The following is a 20,565-nucleotide window of genomic DNA, read 5'->3' as shown; positions in this document are numbered from 1 at the left end:
ATATCTGAAATAACTGAATATACCTTACGCCTTGTACCCTACACCTGAAACCTAATTAGAAGCCATAAGAAATCCTAAATCCTTGGTTCAGCTTACGTCCCCCGTCATAAGCAAAGCCGTAGCTCGCACGTAATACCAGGCGTTGTATGCCGAAGTAGAATTCTTTGTAATTTCTTTTTTCGGGAGAAGACAGATAACCACCTCCAATAAACTCTTCAAGTTTTGCTTTGCGCAACAATGGAATTTTATTCATAAAGAAGCCGGCAAAATTATGTTCTAAATGGGCTTCGAAATATTGTTGGTTTGTACTGAACTGATAAAAGTCCAGATATTGAAACTTTCTTAAATTAGGAGGAAAAATGGTTGAAATATTACCTGCGAAATGTTTAAAATCAGGATAATACATGTTTTTGTTGTTCAGGAACTTACCCACTCCGGCCAAAAAAGAGGTATAGCCCCATAATCCCATTCCAATCCTATCTTGTGACACTTCCAGTTTTACAAAATCGTAATCAATATCGCTGTTCAGTACACCATTAAACCCTTTCTTGTACAATAACGTAACTTTCGGAAACTTCGATTCGGTATAAAACTTGCCATCCGGACGGGTAATATACTGCTGTCCGAAAGTATAGGTTAAACTTGCCGTGGCACTAAAAGAATTATAGGTTGGGAAAAGCGGCGTGTCTTCTGTTGGATTAAACGGGTTATTTGAAGTGAATTCGCGGTCTTTCGCATCTATAAATTTAAATGTAGAATTATTGGTTAGGCTTTTATTCCTGCTGTAATCTACAGCCAGACTTCCTTGCAGACCTGATATCAGTTCGCGGGTGGTATTAACATTCATAAAACTCTTTTCGTAAAACTTAGCGAAGTTTTTCTCATAAAATAGTGAGTTGATGGTATTGCCCAGCTGTGTCATAGAGCCTAGATTATTCAAATCGAATATCCCGTTTCCGAATGAGGCACCTATACTGGCGCGTTTAAGTGGGTCGTAATAATAGCTTCCGCTTAAACTTCCTGTGAGCTTTTGGTTGGCAAAACCATACCTCAATTCAGGTCTGATGGAATAAGATCTTCTATTCTCAAAATCTTTTCGGTAGGTAACACCATATTTTATCGCAAAGCCTTCTACTGTATTATAAAATATAGCTTTTAATACGGGGTCGAAACTCCAATATTCTTTATCGTACCGATCATTGATACTTACCCCCCTAAGCAAAAGTTTGCCTATCCCGAATTTATTATTTTCCCTTTCAAGAGAATCGAGATATTTTTTCGATTCTTTGAGCTTCGCTACGCTGTCTTTTTTAACATAATTGATCTTTTCATCTTCCGTTAGTGGGATAGGCCTGTTGTTTTTCCAATAAATGGAATCTTTTTTATTTACCATTTCGGTAACTTTTAAGATTTCTCCATTGAAAAAGTTTTTCGGGAATTTAGGATCAAGGTTATAATTGCTATAAATCCCAACATAATAACCGGCTATTTTAAATCCCAGTACATTGCCCCCAAATTTAAAATTGATGGCTGTTGGCATATAAGCTTCGTTAACCTTGGTAAACTGCTGGCTAATATGCAATGTATCAATAAAGTTGATGCCTGCATTCTTGGTTAGGTATACATCAGTATTGTAAATCCTCCAACTATCATCAATAATATAGATAATCCCCCTAAAAACAGGATCATTTTCACGGCGGGGAATAACCTCTATTTTATGGATAGTTTCTCCATTTTCATTGCTTTCGCCCAGTAATTTATATTTGTAATAAAAAAGGGCATTATCTGCAATTGGTGAAATGTATCCCCTCGCACTTAATTTATTTTCAAGCAGGTAATTATCGTAAAAATTAATGATCAGATCCGATGCCTTATTAAAGCTAAATGTATTGTTCCTCCCGGCAACTTTTGATGAGATCATTTCTTCATGTACCTCATTGGGCCTTCTGAAATTAAACTTGCTTTGCGATTCTGAAAGGTAGATAATACCTCTCCGGTTGGTATCCAGTTCTAAAATTTTCTGTATATCCTGCCCGAAGAATTTTTTAGGTGCTCCCTTTAACCGTTGCACCCCTTTAATATATACATCACAGCTAAACGCTTTCACTTCGTTTAAATGTATTTTTCGTTCCCGGATAGCATTGCGGATAATGGCATAGGCCGGATCTTCGGCATTGGCCGTTATAGTCACATTTTCTAAAGTATAACTTTCTGATGTTAAGGTAACATTGAGCGATTGATCTGCCGATAAATTGATAATATGATCTTGCTGTTTATAACCAACAGCCCTAAAACTTAAAGTGTGTTGACCATTTTTTAACTTCAGGGCATATTTCCCGTCAATATTTGCCGATGTTCCTTTAGTGGTATTTTTTAAATAAATTGTCGCAAAAGGAATAGGTTGTCCGCTATTATCTTTAACAGTTCCGGTAAGGGTAGATTGCTGGGCTAAAATAATATTGGTAATGCTGCAAAAAAACAGGAGCGATAAAATTCTTATCATATGTTGGGTTAGTAAGCTATAAATATCGAATAAGTTTAACACTATACACATAGGTTAGTGTTAAAGTTTGTTAAGATGAGAAAAAAATAATCAGAATAAACGGTTTTTAAGACTTCATCACAGGAATGCTGATCTGACCAGTCAGACATTCGAGTACAAAATATAGGGATAAAATTGCCTTTTTAGGTCAGGAAAGACTTTTTTTTATAACTTTGACGTCAAATCAACCATATCAAAAAGGCCATGTATAAAACACTACAACCTGTTCTCCAAAAGGAACTTGAAGAAATCGAAAACGCAGGATTATTTAAACGTGAACGGATCATCGTTACCCCACAGGGTGCCGATATTAAAGTTAGCGGTGGTAATGAAGTGGTTAACTTTTGTGCTAATAATTATTTGGGGCTTTCATCCCATCCCAAAGTGATAGAAGCAGCTAAAAAAGCAATCGACGATCATGGCTATGGAATGTCTTCGGTACGTTTTATCTGTGGTACACAAGATGTGCACAAAGAACTTGAATCAAAGATCTCTAAATTTTTAGGTACCGAGGATACTATTTTGTATGCTGCTGCTTTTGATGCAAACGGTGGCGTTTTTGAACCATTATTTAATGCTGAAGACGCTATTATTTCAGATGAGTTAAATCATGCATCCATTATAGATGGGGTAAGGTTGTGTAAAGCACAACGTTTCCGTTATAAAAATGCCGATATGGAAGATTTGGAGAAACAGTTGATTGCAGCCAAAGATTGCCGACACAGGATTATTGTTACTGATGGTGCTTTCTCTATGGACGGATCTGTAGCCCCGCTTGATAAGATTGCAGATTTAGCCGATAAGTATGAAGCATTGATTATGATTGACGAATCGCACTGTACTGGTTTTATTGGTAAAAACGGTCGTGGAACACATGAGCATTTTAATGTCATGGACCGTATCGACATCATTACAGGTACTTTGGGTAAAGCTTTAGGCGGTGCGTCTGGTGGTTTTACTTCGGGTAAGAAAGAAATTATTGATATGTTACGCCAACGTTCGCGTCCTTATCTGTTCTCCAATACGTTGGCCCCGGCAATAGCAGGTGCATCTATTGCAGTATTGGATATGCTGATCGAAACCACGTCGTTAAGGGATAAATTAGAAAAGAATACAAAATATTTTCGTGAAAAAATGACAGAAGCTGGTTTTGATATTAAACCTGGTTTCCATCCAATCGTTCCGGTAATGTTGTATGATGCTAAAATTGCACAGCAGTTTGCGGCGAAAATGTTGGAAGAAGGAGTTTATGTAATCGGTTTCTTTTATCCGGTTGTACCTCAGGGCAAAGCCAGAATCCGTGTGCAATTATCTGCCGGACATGAGCAACACCATTTAGATAAGGCCATTACTGCATTTACTAAAGTGGGAAAAGAATTAGGTGTGATTTAAAATCCATAGATTGATATCAACAACAAAAGCCGCTTCAAGCGGCTTTTGTTGTTGATGAGTCCATTTTCTTTTATAATGGCATTGTAAACAGATTATTTGGACCCATCAACCCTAAAATTATTGGATAATTTGCCGTATATTTGAAGCTATGTTACAGGACAAAATAACACAGTATACCGAAAAAATTAATGCTTTCGTAACTGAAAAAGCAGATGAGTTAGAGCAATTTCGCATTAAATATCTAGGAAGCAAAGGTATCATAAAAGAGATTTTCGACGAATTCAAATCTGTTTCTGTTGAAGAAAAAAGATCATTAGGCAAGGTTTTAAACGAGTTTAAACAACTAGCTGAATCAAAATACATTACGCTAAAAGAGGCAACAGAAAATACGGATACTAAAAGTGAAAGTTTGCAATTGGATTTAACTTTGCCAGGCGAGGGTTTTGAGATTGGTTCACGCCATCCTTTAGCCCTGGTGCGTAGAGAAATTGTAGAGATTTTTGCCAAACTGGGCTTTACTGTAGCAGAAGGACCTGAAATTGAAGACGATTGGCATAATTTCTCGGCCTTAAACTTCCCTGAAGAGCATCCTGCTAGAGATATGCAAGATACTTTCTTTATTAAAAAAGGCGGTGAGAAAGGTGATATTGCTTTACGTACCCATACCTCTTCGGTGCAGGTACGCATGATGGAGCAAGGCCAGCCGCCATTCAGGGCAATTATGCCAGGTCGTGTTTACCGTAACGAAGCTATTTCTGCCCGTGCACACTGCTTTTTCCATCAGATAGAAGGTTTGTATGTAGATGAAAACGTTTCATTTGCAGATTTAAAGCAAACTCTATTTTATTTTGTGCAGGAATTATATGGAGAAGGTACCAAGGTGCGTTTCCGCCCGTCATATTTCCCATTTACCGAACCGTCTGCAGAGATGGATATATCTTGTACCATTTGTAAAGGTACGGGCTGCCAGCTTTGTAAATACAGTGGTTGGGTAGAGATTTTAGGCTGTGGTATGGTAGATCCAAATGTTTTGGAAAACTGTGGTATTGATTCAAAAAAATACAGTGGTTTTGCATTTGGAATGGGGATAGAACGTATAGCCAATCTGAAGTATGAAATTAAAGACCTGCGTTTATTTTCAGAAAATGATGCACGTTTCTTAAAGCAATTTAAATCTGCTTTAATTTAATGATGAAATATCTATATCGTATATTGTTGGTACTCCTGGTAGTTGCGGGTTGTGGTAAAGATCAGGGTTTTATTCCTGAAATACCGGTTAACTATAATGTAACGATAACGGAGTTCAGCTTAAAGGCAGTAAACAATGTATTAGTTGTTTCAAATAATGGGGTAGGTGGCTTACTGATTGTAAAAACACCGCTTGGTGGATACGTTGCTTTCGATCGATGCAGCACTGTCAATCCGGAAAAGATTTGCAAAGTAGCACCAGATGATAGCGGTGTAACAGCTACCGACCCTTGTTCGGGCGCTAAATTTTCACTGCTTGATGGGAGCCCGCAGAAAGCACCTGCCGAGAGGAGCCTAAAAGCCTATAATATTTCTTTGCAAGGCAATACACTATTACACGTAAGCAATTAAAATGGAAGCTGAAAAAATAAAAGAAACAGTAAAAAAGGCTGCCAAGGAATTATTTAGAAAATACGGTTATCATAAAACCAGTGTAAATGAAATTGCAAAAAAGGCCCGCATAGCCAAAGCAACCATTTACAAATATTTTGAGAGTAAAGAGCAGGTTCTGGATAGTATTCTGATGGATTACCTGGATCAAAACCTTTATGAGATATTAAATAATAAAGTTAGCTACGCTTCAGAAGAAGAACACTTGAAAGCACTGGTAATGAAAACAAGCCGCTTGTCATTTACGGCATGTAATGAGTTTATCGGCTGGGATTTTGTGCGTGAAAATGCAAACTCGCAAGAGTTTTTGAAACATTTATCAGATCAGTTAGAAGCTTTATTGTTAGCCGCTTACCTGCAGTTGGATAACTTTAAAAATAATCCGGCTAGGAGAGAAGGACTGGCATTTTTGCTGAAAGCCAGTAAAAGTATCGTGTTTTCATTCGCATTTACTTCAGTTAGCGATTCTGACGTTCGTAAAAACTTTGTGAGTTTTCAGAAAGAAATATTGCCATTTTTGGTAAAAGCAGCGCTTTAATAGCGAATTCGTCATCTCTTAAGAAGCATGGCGGAGTTCCCGCTTGTGCGGACACGCCTGGCCGTAAATGCGTGGAGAGATCTTTTTAACCTGAGTGCGATTAATATTTTTGAAATCATAATGAGTATTTAATGACGTTTTACCTTACGCGATCGTCATGCTGAATTTATTTCAGCATCTTTCCTGCAATAAACCCTGAAATTTCTTGTGCATCTATGATTGAAAATTTGGCTTACTGATTATAATAATCTTTAAGTTTAAATATCTGAACCGTTTTTTTTACTTTTCCATCAACGATCTTTTGCGTAATAACCGTAACTACATCGGCAATGCTGGAATCTTCAATGATCGATGAGTCTTCGTAAGGTAAGTTTTTAGCGTTGAATCTGTAGTTTACAGTCTTATCAAAGCAACAGCCATCTTTTTGATGCGTAGCAATTTGTTTTGTTTTTTTATCAATATCAAACATGCCAAGGTTTTCACTAGCCAGTTTGGTTAGCTCCTCGTTCTTTAAAAATTTATTTTCTTTAGATGATAAATAAATATCATATGACGGACTGGAATAGGTTCCCTTATTTCCGTTTCTAATGGCAATATCTTCTAGTCCGTCGAAATTAAAATCGCCGAAAATTAAAGGTGTTTGGTATTTACCAAGTTCCAGCCATCCAAGTTTGGCATTTTGAACCTCTTTTAAACCAAAATCCAGGTCTTCCGAGTGGAAAGTGTCTATTTCCCTGTTTGTTACTTTGTCGTAAACCATAATCGTGGCTTTCCCGCTACAAGCATTTCCTTCACATTTATCAACAAAAATTTTAGCCTTATATTGGTCAGAACTGTTATTTGCCAAAAATTTAAATTGGGCTCTGAAGTACAGGCAATAAGTAAAATACCACAAAAGATGAACAAACTTTTCATTAAATATTTTTGGGTAAAATTACGTCAATATCATCCACTAAAAAGTTAAAAAAGGTTAACGTTTCCTTTTTCGTGTTTTAATATAGCTCTGTACTGCAGCTTTGGTGGTAAGCCAATCTCTGCCTTCTTTATATGCATCAATTTTGCCTTGCCTGGCCAATAAGCTTATATACTCCTGGCCATACGGAACATCAGGTTCTGAAACGATAGTTGATATGGGTTCGTAATCTCCATAATGGTTTCCGGGCAATGCGTTGATGTAAATATTTAACGAGCGCTCTAAAGCCTGGAACATTAATAAACACAGTTTGTGGTAATTACCCTTGTTGGCTTGATTAAGAGCTTCGTAGTATTTCTTTCTGTCGGTTTTAAGGATGATAGCAGGAGGGAAGCCATTTCGCATGAGGAGTAGATTCATGGCAAGCCTCACCGTACGCCCGTTTCCATCAAAAAAAGGATGGATCCAAACGAGTTTATGATGAAAAATACTCGCTAATAAGATATCATTTAAGCCTAATGGGTTATCGTTTATAAACGTAATTAATTGATCTAATAAATCAGAAACCTTATTGGCATTGGGCGGTGTAAAGTTTGCACCAGCAATGCGTACACCTCCATTTCTTAAACGACCTGCGTAATCATCTTCAATACTTCTAAGTACCAAGCCATGAAGCGATAAAATGTCAATGCTCCTTAGGACATAATTTTTATTCACTAAGGTGTAGAGGTAATCAATTGCTTTTTCATGGTTATAGGCTTCAAAATGTTCTCTTAGCGATTTGCCTTTAACAGTCATACCCTCCTGTAAAACCATCTGAGTTTCTTTCAGGCTTAAGGTATTTCCTTCTATACTGTTTGAGTTATAGGTCCACTCGAGGGTAAGATCTTCTCTGATACGGTTTAGGGCGCTATTGGGCAATGGCCTTGAAGTTTCTAACCTGGCTTTTTTTTCATACAACCTTTCTATTTGAGGTAGTAACTCTTCTAAATCGCTTAAATCAAAATCCCACATACCCAAAGATATTAATTATCGGATAGTTTCAAAAATATATCAATCCGATATTAAAATTTTCCTCAAAAAAAATGATAACGTTTAGGTTATCATTTTAAAATGCTTTTAAGCTATCTTATTCCCACTTAAATACTTTTACAGCTACTGCATAAATGCCAACACCCCAGAGTAATAGAATCATGATCTGAAATTTAACATCCCATAGTCCTAAACCTTCAAAAGCTACTTTGCGCATAGCATCATTTAAATAGGTAAGTGGTAAGGCCCTGCTAATTGGCTGTAACCAACCTGGAAAAGCCTCGATAGAAAAGAATGTTCCCGATAATAAAAACTGTGGCAGGGTAATAATGTTTGATATTGGAGGTACCATACTTTCGCTTTTGGCAATGCCAGAAATAATAAAGCCAAATCCCATAAACACAATAACGCCAAGTGTGGCCAGTACAAGCATGTTGATAACCGTGAGTGCGCCATGTACAAGTGTGAATCCAAAAAAGAAATGACCAATTAAAATAATAAATAAAGCGCCAATTAGGGCAAAGCCTATACGGGCAATCCCTTCGCCTATTACAATGCTAGATCGTCTTACCGGGGTAGCAAAAAAGCGTTTGATGACCAAGGTTTGGCGCAGGCTTAAGAATACGAATGCTGTTCCGAAAACACCAGTGCTTAATAGCGAAAAACCCAATTGGCCGGGAAGGATAAAATCAATCGTTTTATACTCGCGGCCTGTAATGGTGCTTTCTTTTATTTCTGCTACTATAGGTTTTAAGGTTTTATCGTAAAAGATGTTGTTTAAAACAGATTTTAAAATTCCGCCCTTATCTCTCGATGCCGAAGTATATACCACATTAACCGAATAGGCAGTAGTATTTACTTTTCTGTGCACATCAATCATAGCATCAACATTGCCCTTCTCCAGTAATTTATCAAATTCAGCTTTTGATTTATCTTTCACCAAACGGATCATTCCTGTTTTTTCGAGCATGCCCATTACCGGATTATTTACATCCGAACCTGGTGTTACACCAACATCAATATGGGTTCCGCCGCCGCCGAGAAAGCCAAAAACGAGGATAAATATCAATGGGAAAGCAAGGGTGAAAACCACCGCCGAAGGACTCCGCATAATAGACCGGAAACTTGCTTTGGCAAGGGCTAGTGTTGCTGTAAGATTACTATAACCCCCGGCACCTGAAGGGGAGTCTGACTTTTTTTTATGTATATCTTTTTGCATATTGGTTCTGCTGAATTTTATTTTAAAAAATGTATGCACACTAGGTTCAAGTTTCCCCTTTTGGAGGCTAAGAGGCTATTCACGCCATTCTTGCCCTGTAAGATTAATGAAAACATCTTCCAGATTAGCCTTTTTAACTTCTTTCTTACGCTCAAAACCACTGTTTACCAATTTGTCTATTAAGTTGTCGGGCGTATCCAAAGCGATAATTTGTCCCCGTTCAACAAAAGCAACGCGGTCGCAAAGCTGTTCAGCCTCGTCCATGTAGTGTGTGGTAATTACAACCGTAGTGCCTGCGTCGCGGATTTCTGTAATCAGATCCCAAAGATTTCTGCGCGCCTGTGGATCTAAGCCAGTTGTAGGCTCATCTAAAAATATAATCTTCGGTTGATTGATGAGGGTTGTAGCGATAGAGAAGCGTTGTTTTTGTCCGCCTGAAAGTGCTTTGTACTTGGCTTTGGCCTTATCCTGAAGGTTTACTTTCTCCAGCATCTCCATTGGTTTGATATTGGCACCATATAAACCAGCGAAAAGTTCAATCAGTTCGATGAGGTTTAGATTGGGGTAATAACCAGCTGCCTGAAGCTGTACACCAATAATTTGTTTAATTTGCTGTGGATTTTGATCTACAGAAAAACCATCAACAATAATTTCGCCCGATGTTTTAGCTCTTAATGTTTCAATAATTTCGAGGGTAGTAGTTTTTCCCGCGCCATTAGGGCCGAGCAGGCCAAAAATTTCGTGCTCGTGAACCTCAAAACTAAGCCCGTGAACGGCCACGAAATCATCATAATTTTTTACCAGGTCTTTGACACTGATTATGGCTTTTTTTGTTTCCATGTTGCGAATGTAAGGAGCTTTAAATGAATAGGAGATGAATTTTGACAGGGATCAATAAAAATGTCGGTGAAATGGTGCTTTGAACAGGCGAAAATGGTTAAAAAAGAAATCTGCGGATCGTTGGCCAGTTTTGCCGCAATCCGCAGATCTATTTATATTGACTGATCATTAGGCATTGGTTTTTGAACTTTCGCCTTAAACCTTTTGCTTTACAGTCTTCTGCCTCAAACCTTCTGGTCTTTTACCTTACGGCTTACCAAACTAATTCACCTTTCATTACTTCAACAAAATCATCGAATAAATAACGCGAATCGTGTGGTCCCGGAGAAGATTCTGGGTGATATTGAACAGAGAATGCTTTTTTACCTTTAACACGGATTCCCTCAATTGATTTATCGTTTAAGTTAACGTGTGTAATTTCTACTTTATCGGAGTTTCTAACCTCATCAGGTATTACACCAAAACCATGGTTCTGTGAGGTAACCTCGCAATGGTCTTTGATAATATTTTTAACCGGGTGGTTTAATCCACGGTGACCGTTAAACATTTTCATGGTGCCGATACCGTTAGCTTCGGCCAATAATTGGTGACCTAGACAGATCCCAAATAATGGTTTATCAACTGCTAAAATTTCTTTGATCGTTTCTACAGCATAAGGCATAACAGATGGATCGCCGGGGCCATTTGAAATAAAGTAGCCATCAGGGCTAAATTTTTCCATTTCAGCAAAAGTGGTTTTTGCCGGGAAAACCTGAACGTAGATATCGCGGTTTTCAAAGCTGCGCAAAATGTTTTTCTTGATTCCCAAATCAAGGGCTGCTACTTTTAAACTTGCTTCAGGGTTTCCATGAAAATAGGGTTCGCTGGTGCTTACTTTAGATGAAAGCTCCAAACCTTCCATTGAGGGTACCTCTGCCAGTTTTTGTTTTAATTCATCAAGATCTGTGATTTCAGAAGAAATAATCGCATTCATGGCGCCTTTGTCTCTAATGTGACGTACCAATGCGCGCGTATCAATATCTGCAATAGCAACCAGGTTATCGTTCTGGAAATAATCCTGGATAGATTCTGTTGCTTCTTTACGGCTATAAACGATGTTGTAATTTTTGCATACTAAACCAGCAATCTTGATCGAACCCGATTCGATTTCATCTTTATGGATACCATAATTACCAATATGTGCATTCGTGGTAACCATTATCTGTCCAAAGTAACTTGGGTCTGTGAAAATTTCCTGGTAACCTGTCATCCCGGTATTAAAACAAATTTCGCCGGTAGTAGTGCCAATTTTTCCGGCCGCTTTGCCGTAAAAAACCGTGCCATCGGCCAGTAATAAAATCGCAGGTAACTTGGTGTAGTTAGTCATGGTAATTACAATATGGATTTTGATTTAAAAAAGAGTTGAAAAAAGAATGGCTTTCGGCATTATAACCGTATTTGTGGGGTACAAAAAAAGATGAAGATATCCCGTCCATTTCGGGGTACAAAGATAGTGGTTAAGATTTGTAATGTAAAGAGAAAAGTGAAATAAGGTAAAAGTTAAGCGCAGAAAGATTAGCGTGTTGAAGCCATGTTAGTATGAAAAATAATTTTAGTTTGACGTTGCCGTGGTCTTTTACCTTTGGTCTTTCAGCTTAATTAAAGAAAAAACAATACTTTTGGCAACACAAAACAAATCCCATGTCTGTACATAAAGAAATCAAACGCGTTACCACGCATATTTTACAGGAAATGAAAGAGCGTGGTGAAAAAATATCGATGCTAACGGCTTACGATTATTCGATGGCAACCATTTTGGATGACGCAGGATTAGATGTTTTATTGGTTGGCGATTCTGCATCGAATGTAATGGCTGGTCATGAAACAACTTTGCCCATCACATTAGATCAAATGATTTACCATGCTGCATCTGTAATCAGGGCGGTTAAACGCGCATTTGTTGTAGTTGATTTACCTTTTGGCTCCTATCAAGGAAATTCGAAGGAGGCTTTGAATTCGGCAATTAGGATTATGAAAGAGTCAGGTGCCCACGGCGTAAAGCTGGAAGGTGGAGAAGAAATTATAGAATCTGTTCAACGCATTATTACTGCAGGAATTCCTGTAATGGGACACCTGGGTTTAACCCCGCAGTCTATTTACAAATTTGGAACCTATACCGTTCGTGCAAAGGAAGAAGAGGAAGCAAATAAGTTAAAAACTGATGTTTTAGCTTTACAGGCCGCTGGTTGTTTTGGCATTGTATTAGAAAAAATACCTGCTGCATTAGGCAAAGAGGTTACAGAAAGTTTACACATCCCAACTATTGGCATTGGTGCCGGCCCACACTGTGATGGACAGGTTTTGGTAGTAAATGATATGATTGGTCTAACCAAAGGATTTAAACCGCGTTTCCTACGCCAGTACATTAACCTATACGACGAAATTTTAAGTGCGGCGCAATCTTACATCCGCGATGTAAAAGGAAGCGATTTTCCGAACGATAAAGAACAGTACTAAGTTTGGAGTTGGGTGTTTTGCGTTTGAATTTGGTTCAAGTCCAGATAAATCATCCAACTTTAAACCAGTAAATAGCTAACCGATTATCCAATCAACTTTCGCATTAGACGATTTGCTTTAACAAATGAACTAATGACGGACAAAGCAATGAACTAACCGATGCCAATTACCGATAACGACATCCTTTTTGAAGACAATCATTTAATTGCTATTAATAAAAGGGCAGGTGATATTGTACAGGTTGATGAAACTGGCGATGAGCCATTAGACGAGCAGGTAAAAAAGTATATCGCTAAAAAATACAACAAACCTAATGGTGCTTTTTTGGGAGTAGTACACCGTTTAGATCGTCCGGTAAGCGGTGTAATTTTATTTGCTAAAACCAGTAAGGCTTTAGAGCGTATGAACGCCGTATTTAAAAACAGGGAGGTAAAGAAAACTTATTGGGCCGTGGTAAAGAATAAACCAGAAAAAGAATCGGCCACATTGGTACATTGGCTGGTTAAAAATCCACAGAAAAATGTGGTCTCTTATTACAATACAGAAGTTACTGGCAGCCAGCGGGCCGAGCTTTCGTATAAAGTAAAGGCTAAGGTAGGAGATTATTACCTGTTGGAGGTAGATCCTTTAACAGGTCGCTCACACCAGATCAGGGTTCAGCTCTCTTCAATGGGCTGTCCGATTATGGGCGATAATAAATATGGTTATCCACGCGGAAGCAGAAAAGGAAGCATTTGCCTGCATGCCCGTAGGTTACAGTTTATACACCCTGTAAAAAAAGAACCTGTTAATATATTCGCCAAATTACCTGTTGATGGGTTCTGGGAAAGATTTGAGAATTTATAAATTAATGCTCAGGATAAGTAAAAAGTAACATGGCCATAGATATTTATTTAATAAATTTTTCTAGAGTTTCCGTCCATTTCGAGCGGAATGCAGCGAAGTCGAGAAATCTATATTAATAAACAATAGATTTCTCCCCCGCCTGTACGGGCAGGCCTGTCCGCACAGGCGGGCACTGCGGTCTAAATGACGAATCGTAGCTTGAGATGACGATGTACTATTTACAATCAATTTTTTCGAAAGTCATCGATCCATCAAACTTCAGTTTGCTCAGGTTTTTAAACTTGCTTTCTCCATTTACTTCCTGTACATCACCAAATCCTTCTGCGAGCTGATTACCCTTTTTCAAAAAGGCCACTTCTCGTACTGAGGTTTTGCCTTCAGATTGAAAGGTGTAATTCGCAATAATGGTATCGCCTTTAATAAGGCCGGCTATCGTACCTGCATTTTTATCTTTTTCGTATAAATTGTAGCCCAGTGTACCTGTTAATTTATTATCCGCTGTTTTTAATGATAGGGTAGCTGTATCGCGGTTTTTAATATATTGGTAACACTGAACCGAATCCGTTGTAACAGATGCATTAGCTACAATAGTGGAATCTATTTTGGCCTGCGTTTTCTTCGCGGTTCCGCCCTGGCAAGACGCCATGAATAAAGCGGTTGCTCCTAGTATGGGAATAATATTTTTCATCACAATATGTTTTTTACTTATCAGCTTGGTTGAATACTAAGCAAAGCCCCTGCCAAAATTATTACGCTGATTCTATCTTCAAATTAAAATTCAGACCATAATACCGCTGGTTATTATAAGCAAAATCTTATATGGAAAAAGTTAAGGAAATGTTAGTGCCTTTTTGTTCTTCAGATTTAATATCAACATCTATTTTATGGAATCGGGCGATACTTTGTACAATGGCCAAACCCAGGCCAAAACCATTCTCTTCTGAATTTCCCCTTTTAAAACGATCAAAAGCATTTTCTACCAGCTCTTTACTCATACCCGTTCCGGTATCGCTGATAGTAAGGATATATTTTTCGCTTTCTGTTTTATCCGTTATGGTAATCGTTCCGTGATCAACGTTGTATTTTATCGCATTGTTGATAATATTGATCAAAAGCGTATGTATAAGTGCTTTGTTTCCGGTAAACTGAAAGTCTTTAGAGAGGTTGGCGCTATAACTAATATTTTTATCGGCTATCCGATCTTCCAGATCATCGTATATATCATCAATTTCTTGTTTGAGGCTAATTTCTTCGGTTTTTAGGTACTGATTGTTTTCAACTTTAGAAATGAGTAACAAACTGTTGATAATAAGCTTTAAGCGGTTCAGTGTTTTTAAAGAGGCATATATTTTATTTTCATGCTCTTCAGGAATGTCTGGAGTGCTGAGCATGTTTTCAAACCGTGTACTCAAAATCGAAATTGGAGTGAGCAACTCATGTGAAACGTTAGCAATAAACTGCTTTTCTAAAGCGAAAAGTGTATTTATCTTACGCATCAAAGAGTTTATGCTATTATCAAGGATTTTAAAATCACTGGTGCTGGTGGGAATGTTTTGATAATTGTAATGAGTAGGATCATCAACAAGGTTGATCTTTTTATCGATAATGCGATAAAACGGTTTAAGTAAAAAGTTAGAAAAAGTGTAATCGGCAATTAGCGTAATCAACAATGCCGCAACGAGTACAATCAACATATAAAAACGGATTGAATTTTTAATTGACTGAAGCGCTGTCATGGTTTCTCCAATCTCCAGATTGTACCAGTTTTTATGATAAGAGAATTTATAGTTTAAAATGCGGTAAACTTCAATATCACCTTCGATTTCTCTTTTTTCGGTATATACCTTTGCAGTAGAATCCTTTTGATTGTCAGGAAGGACGGTTAACACAATAAATTCTTCCTTTAAAATATTATAATCGGTAAATGACTGCTCTTTATTTAAAAGGCTATCAATCTCATTATCATTCAAATGTTTGATGATTTTGTTTTTCTTTTTAATCAAACGGTTATCAAGCTGATTGTAAGCCAATCGATCTAATGAAAATAGAATGATAGCACCCAATAGTAGTATAATGGCAACTTTGGTTACTGCATTGTATAAAGAAAACTTAACCTGTAACTTCATTTAGATGGATGATGGTTTATGTAAGACGGATAAAGGGTTATCTATCTTTAGGTTATTGCGCCCAACGCTAACCGCCAAACGCTCAGCCTTAATTTACTTTAGGTTCATGGTTAAATAAACCTGTTATTTTCGGACCTCTGACTCCTAACTTCCCGATGCTCAACAATTAATTCTATAACCTATACTTCTCACCGTTTCAAACCAATCTATTGGCGTAACCCCAGCGAGTTTTTTTCGTAGGTTTTTAACATGTACATCTACGAAGTTTGAATCAGAATTAACTTCTAAAATATCACCCCAAACGTGTTCCGTTAAACTCATCCTTGAAACCACACGGTTTTTATTCAAAACCAAATAGTTAAATATTTCAAACTCTTTTTTGGTCAGATTTAATCTTTCATCGCCATAAGAAACCGTTCTATTCTGAATGTTAAGCAAAAAGTTATGAATGTTTACCTCGTTTTTCTCGAGTTTATGTTTTCTACGCGTAATGGCATGCATCCTCGCTAAAAGTTCATTCAGTGAAAACGGCTTTGGCAAATAATCATCTGCACCCTCATCAAGGCCCTTTATCCGGTCATCAACAGCACTGCGAGCAGTCAATATGATTACAGCATCATCGCGTTCTTTCATGGCTTTCAACTGTTTTAAAATATCAAAACCATCACCATCGGGCAAGCCCAGGTCTAATAAAATGAAATCGTAATTATTTACAAAAATCTTTTCTTCAGCAGAAGATTTTTTCCATGCATGTTCAACAATAAATCCCTCTTTACTTAAAAATTCATCCATTTCAAGCGCGAGGCTTTTTTCATCTTCAACGATTAATACATTCATTTGAGATAATTTTATTTTGATGTTTTACTGCCATGCGCTTTGCGCTCAGCGCTATGCGTTTACCCTGCAACTAAGTTAATATTTTTTAAGATGGTCTCGCAAGCTTCTTTAATTTCTTCTTTCGTAATAATTAGCGGAGGGGCTATCCGCATAGAATTGCTGCAATGTAAAAACCAGTCTGACAACACACCGTCTGAAATACAGGCATCAATAATTTTCTTATTAATCTCAAAATTATCAAATTCCACGGCAAGCATTAAACCTTTGCCCCTGATTTCTTTAATTGCCGGATGTTGTAAAAACTGTTTAAATAACTCACCTTTTTCTTCTACTTCTTCAACAATATGATCATCTACCAAGGTTCGTAAAGTAGCTAACCCAGCAGCGCAGCAAACCGGATGACCTCCAAAGGTGGTCATGTGGCCTAAGATTGGCGTATGAGATAAAACCGACATGATTTCCAACGAACTGATAAAAGCGCCAATTGGCATTCCGCCACCAATTCCTTTTGCCAATAACAGCACATCTGGTACAACCTCATAATGTTGAAAGGCAAACATTTTGCCACTGCGTCCAAAACCTGATTGTATCTCGTCGAAAATTAATAAGGAGCCGGTTTCAGTGCATTTATTCCTTAAGGCGTTCATGTAATTTAAATCGGCAACTCTTATCCCAGCCTCACCTTGTATAGGTTCAATAAAAACAGCAGCAATGTCTGAAGTGATTTTTTCCAAATCATCGATGTTGTTATGTTCAATGAAACTTACATGAGGTAGGAAAGGGCCATAACCGGCAGAATAAAAATCACTTTCCATTAAACTTTCTGCACCCTGTGTACTGCCATGATAAGCATTTTTACAAGCTATAAATCCTTTTCGGCCGGTATACCTTTTAGCCAGTTTCATTGCGCCTTCTACAGCCTCGGTTCCGGAGTTTAAAAAGTAGCTACAACTTAAACTTTCTGGTAAAATCTCGGCAAGAGCCTTTGCGAAATTGACCTGGGGTGTTTGAATATATTCTCCGTAAACCATCAGGTGCATATAGGTTTCTGCCTGATATTGAATGGCTTTCACTACTGCAGGATGGCAATGGCCAACATTGCTTACACCGATACCGGCAATAAGATCAATGTGTTTTTTATCATCTGCATCGTAAATGTAGATTCCTTTTGCCCTTACAAATTCGAGCATCAGCGGCTCAGGAGAGGTTTGTGCATTGTGTTGTAAAAACAACTGACGTTGGGTAAGCATAGCACAAAAGTACGGAAATGAAGGTTGCCTAGAAACAAAAAAGACCTACATTGCTGTAAGTCCTTTTTGTTATGGCTTTTGGCTACCCCTAAATCTATTGAGCAATTCGCGTTTAAAACCCTCTTGCGCCCGGTAGAATTTGCCTACCACCTTTATTGGCAAAGATGATTTGAGCTTGGTATAGTATTTTTTATTCAGATTAAGCTCTCTTTGTTTAAAGTCAAACTCACTGGTAATTAAGTTCTGTACCTGCGCATCTGTTAAGTTATCGATTTCATCCACTTTTCTGAAAGAGATCATTTTCTGCATACGTTCTTTATGCAAGCTATTTAGTTCCGCCTGCATATCATTATAAATCGGCCAAAAAATCTTAGCTTCCTCTGGTGATAAATCTAGTTTTTGAGTGAAAAAGGCTATTTTTAGCGATTCTATTTCTTCTCCTCTCGGTCTTTGTGCCAGCAGGGTTGTGGGCAACAAAAACATTAAAGTAACAAAAAGTAAATTCTTCATTTCTGTATTAATTGTTTAGTTCCTGAGCTAAATCTCCTGACGAGAAATTGCTCAAGATATAGTTTTCCATTTCTGTATCTGACGCAGAAGTTGTTTTTATATTCGATGAGGTTGCATTTTGCGTTTCTAAATGATCGATGATCGTACTTTCGTCAATATCATATAATAACTGCTCGTTTGCCATCGTTTCTGCGGTCGGCAATTGCTGACTGGCAGAAGTTGAGCCATTTTGGTAAAAGTAAATACTAAATGAAGCCATTAACAAGAAACATGCTGCACTTACATACTTAACCATATTTCGTTTCCATAAAGGAATAACTTTGGCTTCCTTTTTAGGTTGCGATGTAGCAATTCTATCGGCAATTCTATTTTGCAGTGTATCAAAATAATTATCTGGCACTGCAAAAGACTTTTCAGCTTTTGGAATTCCAGATAAGGTAATTTGGGTTTGTATACGTTCCGTTAAATCTTCAAAATAAAGCTGCGGAACTCCAAAATCATTGTTAATAGTTTGCTGCTTTAATCCATCTAAGAATATAGCAGAAAAAATGCCGTCTTCACCATTTTCGAAATATCCATCAGGAACGGAGAAAGGTTGATGTTTCTCCATAGCTGCAAGGGCAGGAGCTTCACTCATCCAATCGTTATTTTCTATGTTTTCGTTCATCACAGATATATGATACAATTAATGTGAAAAGGTTTAATAGTCTATTTCATCATTTGTGATAAAAGCTTCAACTTTTTTTGCAGCAATGTGAAAAGATGCTTTTAACGCACCTACAGAGGTTCCTAATACTTCAGAAATTTCTTCATACTTCATATCGTCAAAATATTTCATATTGAAGATTATCCGTTGTTTCTCGGGTAAGGTGAGGATTGCTTTTTGCAATTTGAGCTGGAGCTTATCACCGTTGAAATAAGATGATGCCACCAAATTATCGGCGAGTTCGGACGATACCTCATCCAAAGGGGTATTGTTACGCTGCTTTTGTTTATTTAAGAAAGTGATAGATTCGTTGGTGGCAATGCGGTAAATCCAGGTATAAAGTTGGGAATCGTTTCTGAATTTATCGAGATTTTTCCAGACTTTTACAAATACCTCCTGCAATAGATCATCGCAGTCATCATGGTTTAAAACCAGCCGGCGGATGTGCCAATATATTTTTTGCTGATATTTTTTTAGTAACAGGTTAAAAGCTTCATTACGCGTGTGCTCAACGGCAAACATGGCCAGAATTTCTGAATCTTCAACTTGTTTCATTGTATATAGATTTGAGATGTGAGAATGGAGATATGAGATTTGATTGATGTCTCAAACCTCATATCTAATATCTCAAATCTATTTTTTTCTGCCCATTACTTTTTGAGCCGCTTCAACAATATTTACGGCATCCAATCCATATTTAGACATTAATTGATCTGGTGTTCCGCTTTCGCCAAAAGTATCGTTAGTAGCCACAAACGCTTGTGGAGTAGGCAATTCAGTTGTTAATAAACGTGCTACGCTTTCGCCCAATCCGCCAAATTTATTATGCTCTTCACAAGTAACCACGCATCCTGTTTTCTTAACCGATTTTAAGATGGCTTCATCATCCAAAGGTTTGATGGTATGGATATTGATAATTTCGGCATCGATGCCCAATTCAGCTAATTTTTCACCAGCCTCAATTGCTTTCCAAACCATATGACCTGTAGCAATAATGGTTACATCTGTTCCTTCGTTAACCATCCAGGCTTTACCAATCTCAAATTTTTGATCAGGATCTGTAAATACAGGGATTACCGGACGACCAAAACGTAAATAAACCGGACCTTCGTACTCGGCGATGGCCATGGTAGCAGCTTTAGTCTGGTTATAATCGCAAGGATTGATTACAACCATACCCGGCAACATTTTCATTAAGCCGATATCTTCCAGGATCTGGTGAGTTGCACCATCTTCGCCTAAGGTTAACCCGGCGTGAGATGCACAGATTTTAACATTTTTGTTAGAATAAGCTACCGATTGACGGATCTGATCGTAAACGCGGCCGGTAGAGAAGTTGGCAAATGTACCTGTAAAAGGAATTTTACCGCCGATGGTCATACCTGCTGCAATACCGATCATATTTGCTTCTGCAATACCAACTTGCGTAAAACGCTCCGGAAAATCTTTAATAAAAGCATCCATTTTAAGCGATCCTACTAAATCGGCGCACAAGGCAACCACATTTTCGTTCTTCTTTCCAGCTTCATGTAAGCCAGCTCCAAAACCCGAACGTGTATCTTTTTTTTCTGTATATGTATATTTTTTCATTATTTCTTAGATATGAGATATGAGATTTTAGATGTGAGACCGATCAGCTATTTGTCTAAGGTTCTCTTATCTATTATTTCAAATCTAGTT

20 protein-coding genes are annotated in these 20,565 nt (G+C 37.8%); 6 read left to right on the top strand and 14 right to left on the bottom strand.

Going from position 1 to position 20,565, the window contains the following annotated elements; translation table 11 throughout:
* Nucleotides 1-55: 55 nt before the first annotated feature.
* Nucleotides 56-2,503 carry a DUF5686 and carboxypeptidase regulatory-like domain-containing protein gene (locus PGN18_RS05500; RefSeq protein ID WP_335318389.1) on the bottom strand — a complete coding sequence of 816 codons (2,448 nt, stop codon included), beginning with the start codon at nt 2,501-2,503 and terminating at the stop codon, nt 56-58.
* Nucleotides 2,504-2,746: 243 nt separating this feature from the next.
* On the opposite strand from PGN18_RS05500, the gene kbl reads away from it, so the two are divergent.
* The 4 genes from kbl to PGN18_RS05480 all read left to right on the top strand — a co-directional run bounded on the left by kbl (nt 2,747) and on the right by PGN18_RS05480 (nt 6,110).
* The gene (gene kbl, locus PGN18_RS05495) at nt 2,747-3,934 is read left to right on the top strand and encodes a glycine C-acetyltransferase (RefSeq protein ID WP_335318388.1); all 1,188 of its coding nucleotides are present in this window, start codon (nt 2,747-2,749) and stop codon (nt 3,932-3,934) included.
* Between the two features lie 148 nt (nt 3,935-4,082).
* A complete protein-coding gene (gene pheS, locus PGN18_RS05490; protein WP_335318387.1) occupies nt 4,083-5,123 on the top strand; it encodes a phenylalanine--tRNA ligase subunit alpha in 1,041 nt (346 codons plus the stop codon).
* Nucleotides 5,123-5,533, top strand: a complete 411-nt coding sequence (locus tag PGN18_RS05485; RefSeq protein WP_335318386.1) for a hypothetical protein — start codon at nt 5,123-5,125, stop codon at nt 5,531-5,533. The genes pheS and PGN18_RS05485 overlap by 1 nt, the downstream gene beginning before the upstream one ends.
* Before the next feature lies 1 nt (nt 5,534).
* Nucleotides 5,535-6,110 carry a TetR/AcrR family transcriptional regulator gene (locus PGN18_RS05480; RefSeq protein WP_090501759.1) on the top strand — a complete coding sequence of 192 codons (576 nt, stop codon included), beginning with the start codon at nt 5,535-5,537 and terminating at the stop codon, nt 6,108-6,110.
* A 232-nt stretch (nt 6,111-6,342) separates the two neighbouring features.
* Here PGN18_RS05480 and PGN18_RS05475 read toward each other — a convergent pair whose 3' ends face one another.
* The 5 genes from PGN18_RS05475 to carA form a co-directional block, all read right to left on the bottom strand.
* Nucleotides 6,343-6,957, bottom strand: coding sequence for an XAC2610-related protein (locus PGN18_RS05475; protein ID WP_335318384.1), 615 nt, complete (start codon nt 6,955-6,957; stop codon nt 6,343-6,345).
* Between the two features lie 123 nt (nt 6,958-7,080).
* A complete protein-coding gene (locus PGN18_RS05470; protein ID WP_335318383.1) occupies nt 7,081-8,037 on the bottom strand; it encodes a Fic family protein in 957 nt (318 codons plus the stop codon).
* 115 nt (nt 8,038-8,152) lie between these two features.
* Entirely contained in the window at nt 8,153-9,274 is a 1,122-nt protein-coding gene (locus PGN18_RS05465) for an ABC transporter permease (RefSeq protein ID WP_335318382.1), read from the bottom strand.
* A 75-nt stretch (nt 9,275-9,349) separates the two neighbouring features.
* On the bottom strand, nt 9,350-10,114 hold the full coding sequence (locus PGN18_RS05460) for an ABC transporter ATP-binding protein (protein ID WP_335318381.1): 765 nt from the start codon (nt 10,112-10,114) through the stop codon (nt 9,350-9,352).
* A gap of 253 nt (nt 10,115-10,367) precedes the next feature.
* Nucleotides 10,368-11,480, bottom strand: a complete 1,113-nt coding sequence (gene carA / locus PGN18_RS05455) for a glutamine-hydrolyzing carbamoyl-phosphate synthase small subunit (RefSeq protein ID WP_335318380.1) — start codon at nt 11,478-11,480, stop codon at nt 10,368-10,370.
* A gap of 314 nt (nt 11,481-11,794) precedes the next feature.
* Here carA and panB point away from each other — a divergent pair, with 314 nt between their 5' ends.
* Nucleotides 11,795-12,610, top strand: coding sequence for a 3-methyl-2-oxobutanoate hydroxymethyltransferase (panB, locus tag PGN18_RS05450; protein WP_335318379.1), 816 nt, complete (start codon nt 11,795-11,797; stop codon nt 12,608-12,610).
* A 159-nt stretch (nt 12,611-12,769) separates the two neighbouring features.
* Nucleotides 12,770-13,456 (top strand): RluA family pseudouridine synthase, encoded by a 687-nt coding sequence (locus PGN18_RS05445; RefSeq protein WP_039477435.1) that lies wholly within the window; start codon nt 12,770-12,772, stop codon nt 13,454-13,456.
* A gap of 214 nt (nt 13,457-13,670) precedes the next feature.
* Here the strand turns inward: PGN18_RS05445 and PGN18_RS05440 are convergent, their stop codons facing one another.
* The 8 genes from PGN18_RS05440 to PGN18_RS05405 form a co-directional block, all read right to left on the bottom strand.
* The gene (locus tag PGN18_RS05440; RefSeq protein ID WP_335318377.1) at nt 13,671-14,144 is read right to left on the bottom strand and encodes a hypothetical protein; all 474 of its coding nucleotides are present in this window, start codon (nt 14,142-14,144) and stop codon (nt 13,671-13,673) included.
* Nucleotides 14,145-14,271: 127 nt separating this feature from the next.
* A complete protein-coding gene (locus PGN18_RS05435; protein WP_335318375.1) occupies nt 14,272-15,582 on the bottom strand; it encodes a sensor histidine kinase in 1,311 nt (436 codons plus the stop codon).
* A gap of 159 nt (nt 15,583-15,741) precedes the next feature.
* On the bottom strand, nt 15,742-16,419 hold the full coding sequence (locus PGN18_RS05430; protein WP_335318374.1) for a response regulator transcription factor: 678 nt from the start codon (nt 16,417-16,419) through the stop codon (nt 15,742-15,744).
* A gap of 59 nt (nt 16,420-16,478) precedes the next feature.
* Complete coding sequence (locus tag PGN18_RS05425; protein ID WP_335318373.1) at nt 16,479-17,669, bottom strand: aspartate aminotransferase family protein; 1,191 nt, start codon at nt 17,667-17,669, stop codon at nt 16,479-16,481.
* A 69-nt stretch (nt 17,670-17,738) separates the two neighbouring features.
* Complete coding sequence (locus PGN18_RS05420; protein WP_335318372.1) at nt 17,739-18,179, bottom strand: hypothetical protein; 441 nt, start codon at nt 18,177-18,179, stop codon at nt 17,739-17,741.
* Nucleotides 18,180-18,186: 7 nt separating this feature from the next.
* Entirely contained in the window at nt 18,187-18,846 is a 660-nt protein-coding gene (locus PGN18_RS05415) for a hypothetical protein (protein ID WP_335318371.1), read from the bottom strand.
* 33 nt (nt 18,847-18,879) lie between these two features.
* Nucleotides 18,880-19,440: an RNA polymerase sigma factor gene (locus PGN18_RS05410; RefSeq protein WP_335318370.1), complete on the bottom strand. Its 561-nt coding sequence runs from the start codon at nt 19,438-19,440 to the stop codon at nt 18,880-18,882.
* A 78-nt stretch (nt 19,441-19,518) separates the two neighbouring features.
* Nucleotides 19,519-20,475, bottom strand: coding sequence for a transketolase family protein (locus PGN18_RS05405; RefSeq protein WP_335318369.1), 957 nt, complete (start codon nt 20,473-20,475; stop codon nt 19,519-19,521).
* Nucleotides 20,476-20,565: the final 90 nt, after the last annotated feature.

It is taken from the genome of Pedobacter terrae (genome assembly GCF_036946585.1).
GTDB classification, from domain to species: domain Bacteria; phylum Bacteroidota; class Bacteroidia; order Sphingobacteriales; family Sphingobacteriaceae; genus Pedobacter; species Pedobacter terrae_C.
Note: the sequence above shows the minus strand (reverse complement) of the source record. Positions and strands in the feature narration are given on the sequence as shown.

Bases quoted from the DNA above. Each gene is read 5' to 3' on its own strand.
- PGN18_RS05500 (WP_335318389.1), bottom strand. From the start codon at position 2,503: ATGATAAGAATTTTATCGCTCCTGTTTTTTTGCAGCATTACCAATATT.
- kbl (WP_335318388.1), top strand. From the start codon at position 2,747: ATGTATAAAACACTACAACCTGTTCTCCAAAAGGAACTTGAAGAAATC.
- pheS (WP_335318387.1), top strand. From the start codon at position 4,083: ATGTTACAGGACAAAATAACACAGTATACCGAAAAAATTAATGCTTTC.
- PGN18_RS05485 (WP_335318386.1), top strand. From the start codon at position 5,123: ATGATGAAATATCTATATCGTATATTGTTGGTACTCCTGGTAGTTGCG.
- PGN18_RS05480 (WP_090501759.1), top strand. From the start codon at position 5,535: ATGGAAGCTGAAAAAATAAAAGAAACAGTAAAAAAGGCTGCCAAGGAA.
- PGN18_RS05470 (WP_335318383.1), bottom strand. From the start codon at position 8,037: ATGTGGGATTTTGATTTAAGCGATTTAGAAGAGTTACTACCTCAAATA.
- PGN18_RS05465 (WP_335318382.1), bottom strand. From the start codon at position 9,274: ATGCAAAAAGATATACATAAAAAAAAGTCAGACTCCCCTTCAGGTGCC.
- PGN18_RS05460 (WP_335318381.1), bottom strand. From the start codon at position 10,114: ATGGAAACAAAAAAAGCCATAATCAGTGTCAAAGACCTGGTAAAAAAT.
- carA (WP_335318380.1), bottom strand. From the start codon at position 11,480: ATGACTAACTACACCAAGTTACCTGCGATTTTATTACTGGCCGATGGC.
- panB (WP_335318379.1), top strand. From the start codon at position 11,795: ATGTCTGTACATAAAGAAATCAAACGCGTTACCACGCATATTTTACAG.
- PGN18_RS05445 (WP_039477435.1), top strand. From the start codon at position 12,770: ATGCCAATTACCGATAACGACATCCTTTTTGAAGACAATCATTTAATT.
- PGN18_RS05440 (WP_335318377.1), bottom strand. From the start codon at position 14,144: ATGAAAAATATTATTCCCATACTAGGAGCAACCGCTTTATTCATGGCG.
- PGN18_RS05435 (WP_335318375.1), bottom strand. From the start codon at position 15,582: ATGAAGTTACAGGTTAAGTTTTCTTTATACAATGCAGTAACCAAAGTT.
- PGN18_RS05430 (WP_335318374.1), bottom strand. From the start codon at position 16,419: ATGAATGTATTAATCGTTGAAGATGAAAAAAGCCTCGCGCTTGAAATG.
- PGN18_RS05425 (WP_335318373.1), bottom strand. From the start codon at position 17,669: ATGCTTACCCAACGTCAGTTGTTTTTACAACACAATGCACAAACCTCT.
- PGN18_RS05420 (WP_335318372.1), bottom strand. From the start codon at position 18,179: ATGAAGAATTTACTTTTTGTTACTTTAATGTTTTTGTTGCCCACAACC.
- PGN18_RS05415 (WP_335318371.1), bottom strand. From the start codon at position 18,846: ATGAACGAAAACATAGAAAATAACGATTGGATGAGTGAAGCTCCTGCC.
- PGN18_RS05410 (WP_335318370.1), bottom strand. From the start codon at position 19,440: ATGAAACAAGTTGAAGATTCAGAAATTCTGGCCATGTTTGCCGTTGAG.
- PGN18_RS05405 (WP_335318369.1), bottom strand. From the start codon at position 20,475: ATGAAAAAATATACATATACAGAAAAAAAAGATACACGTTCGGGTTTT.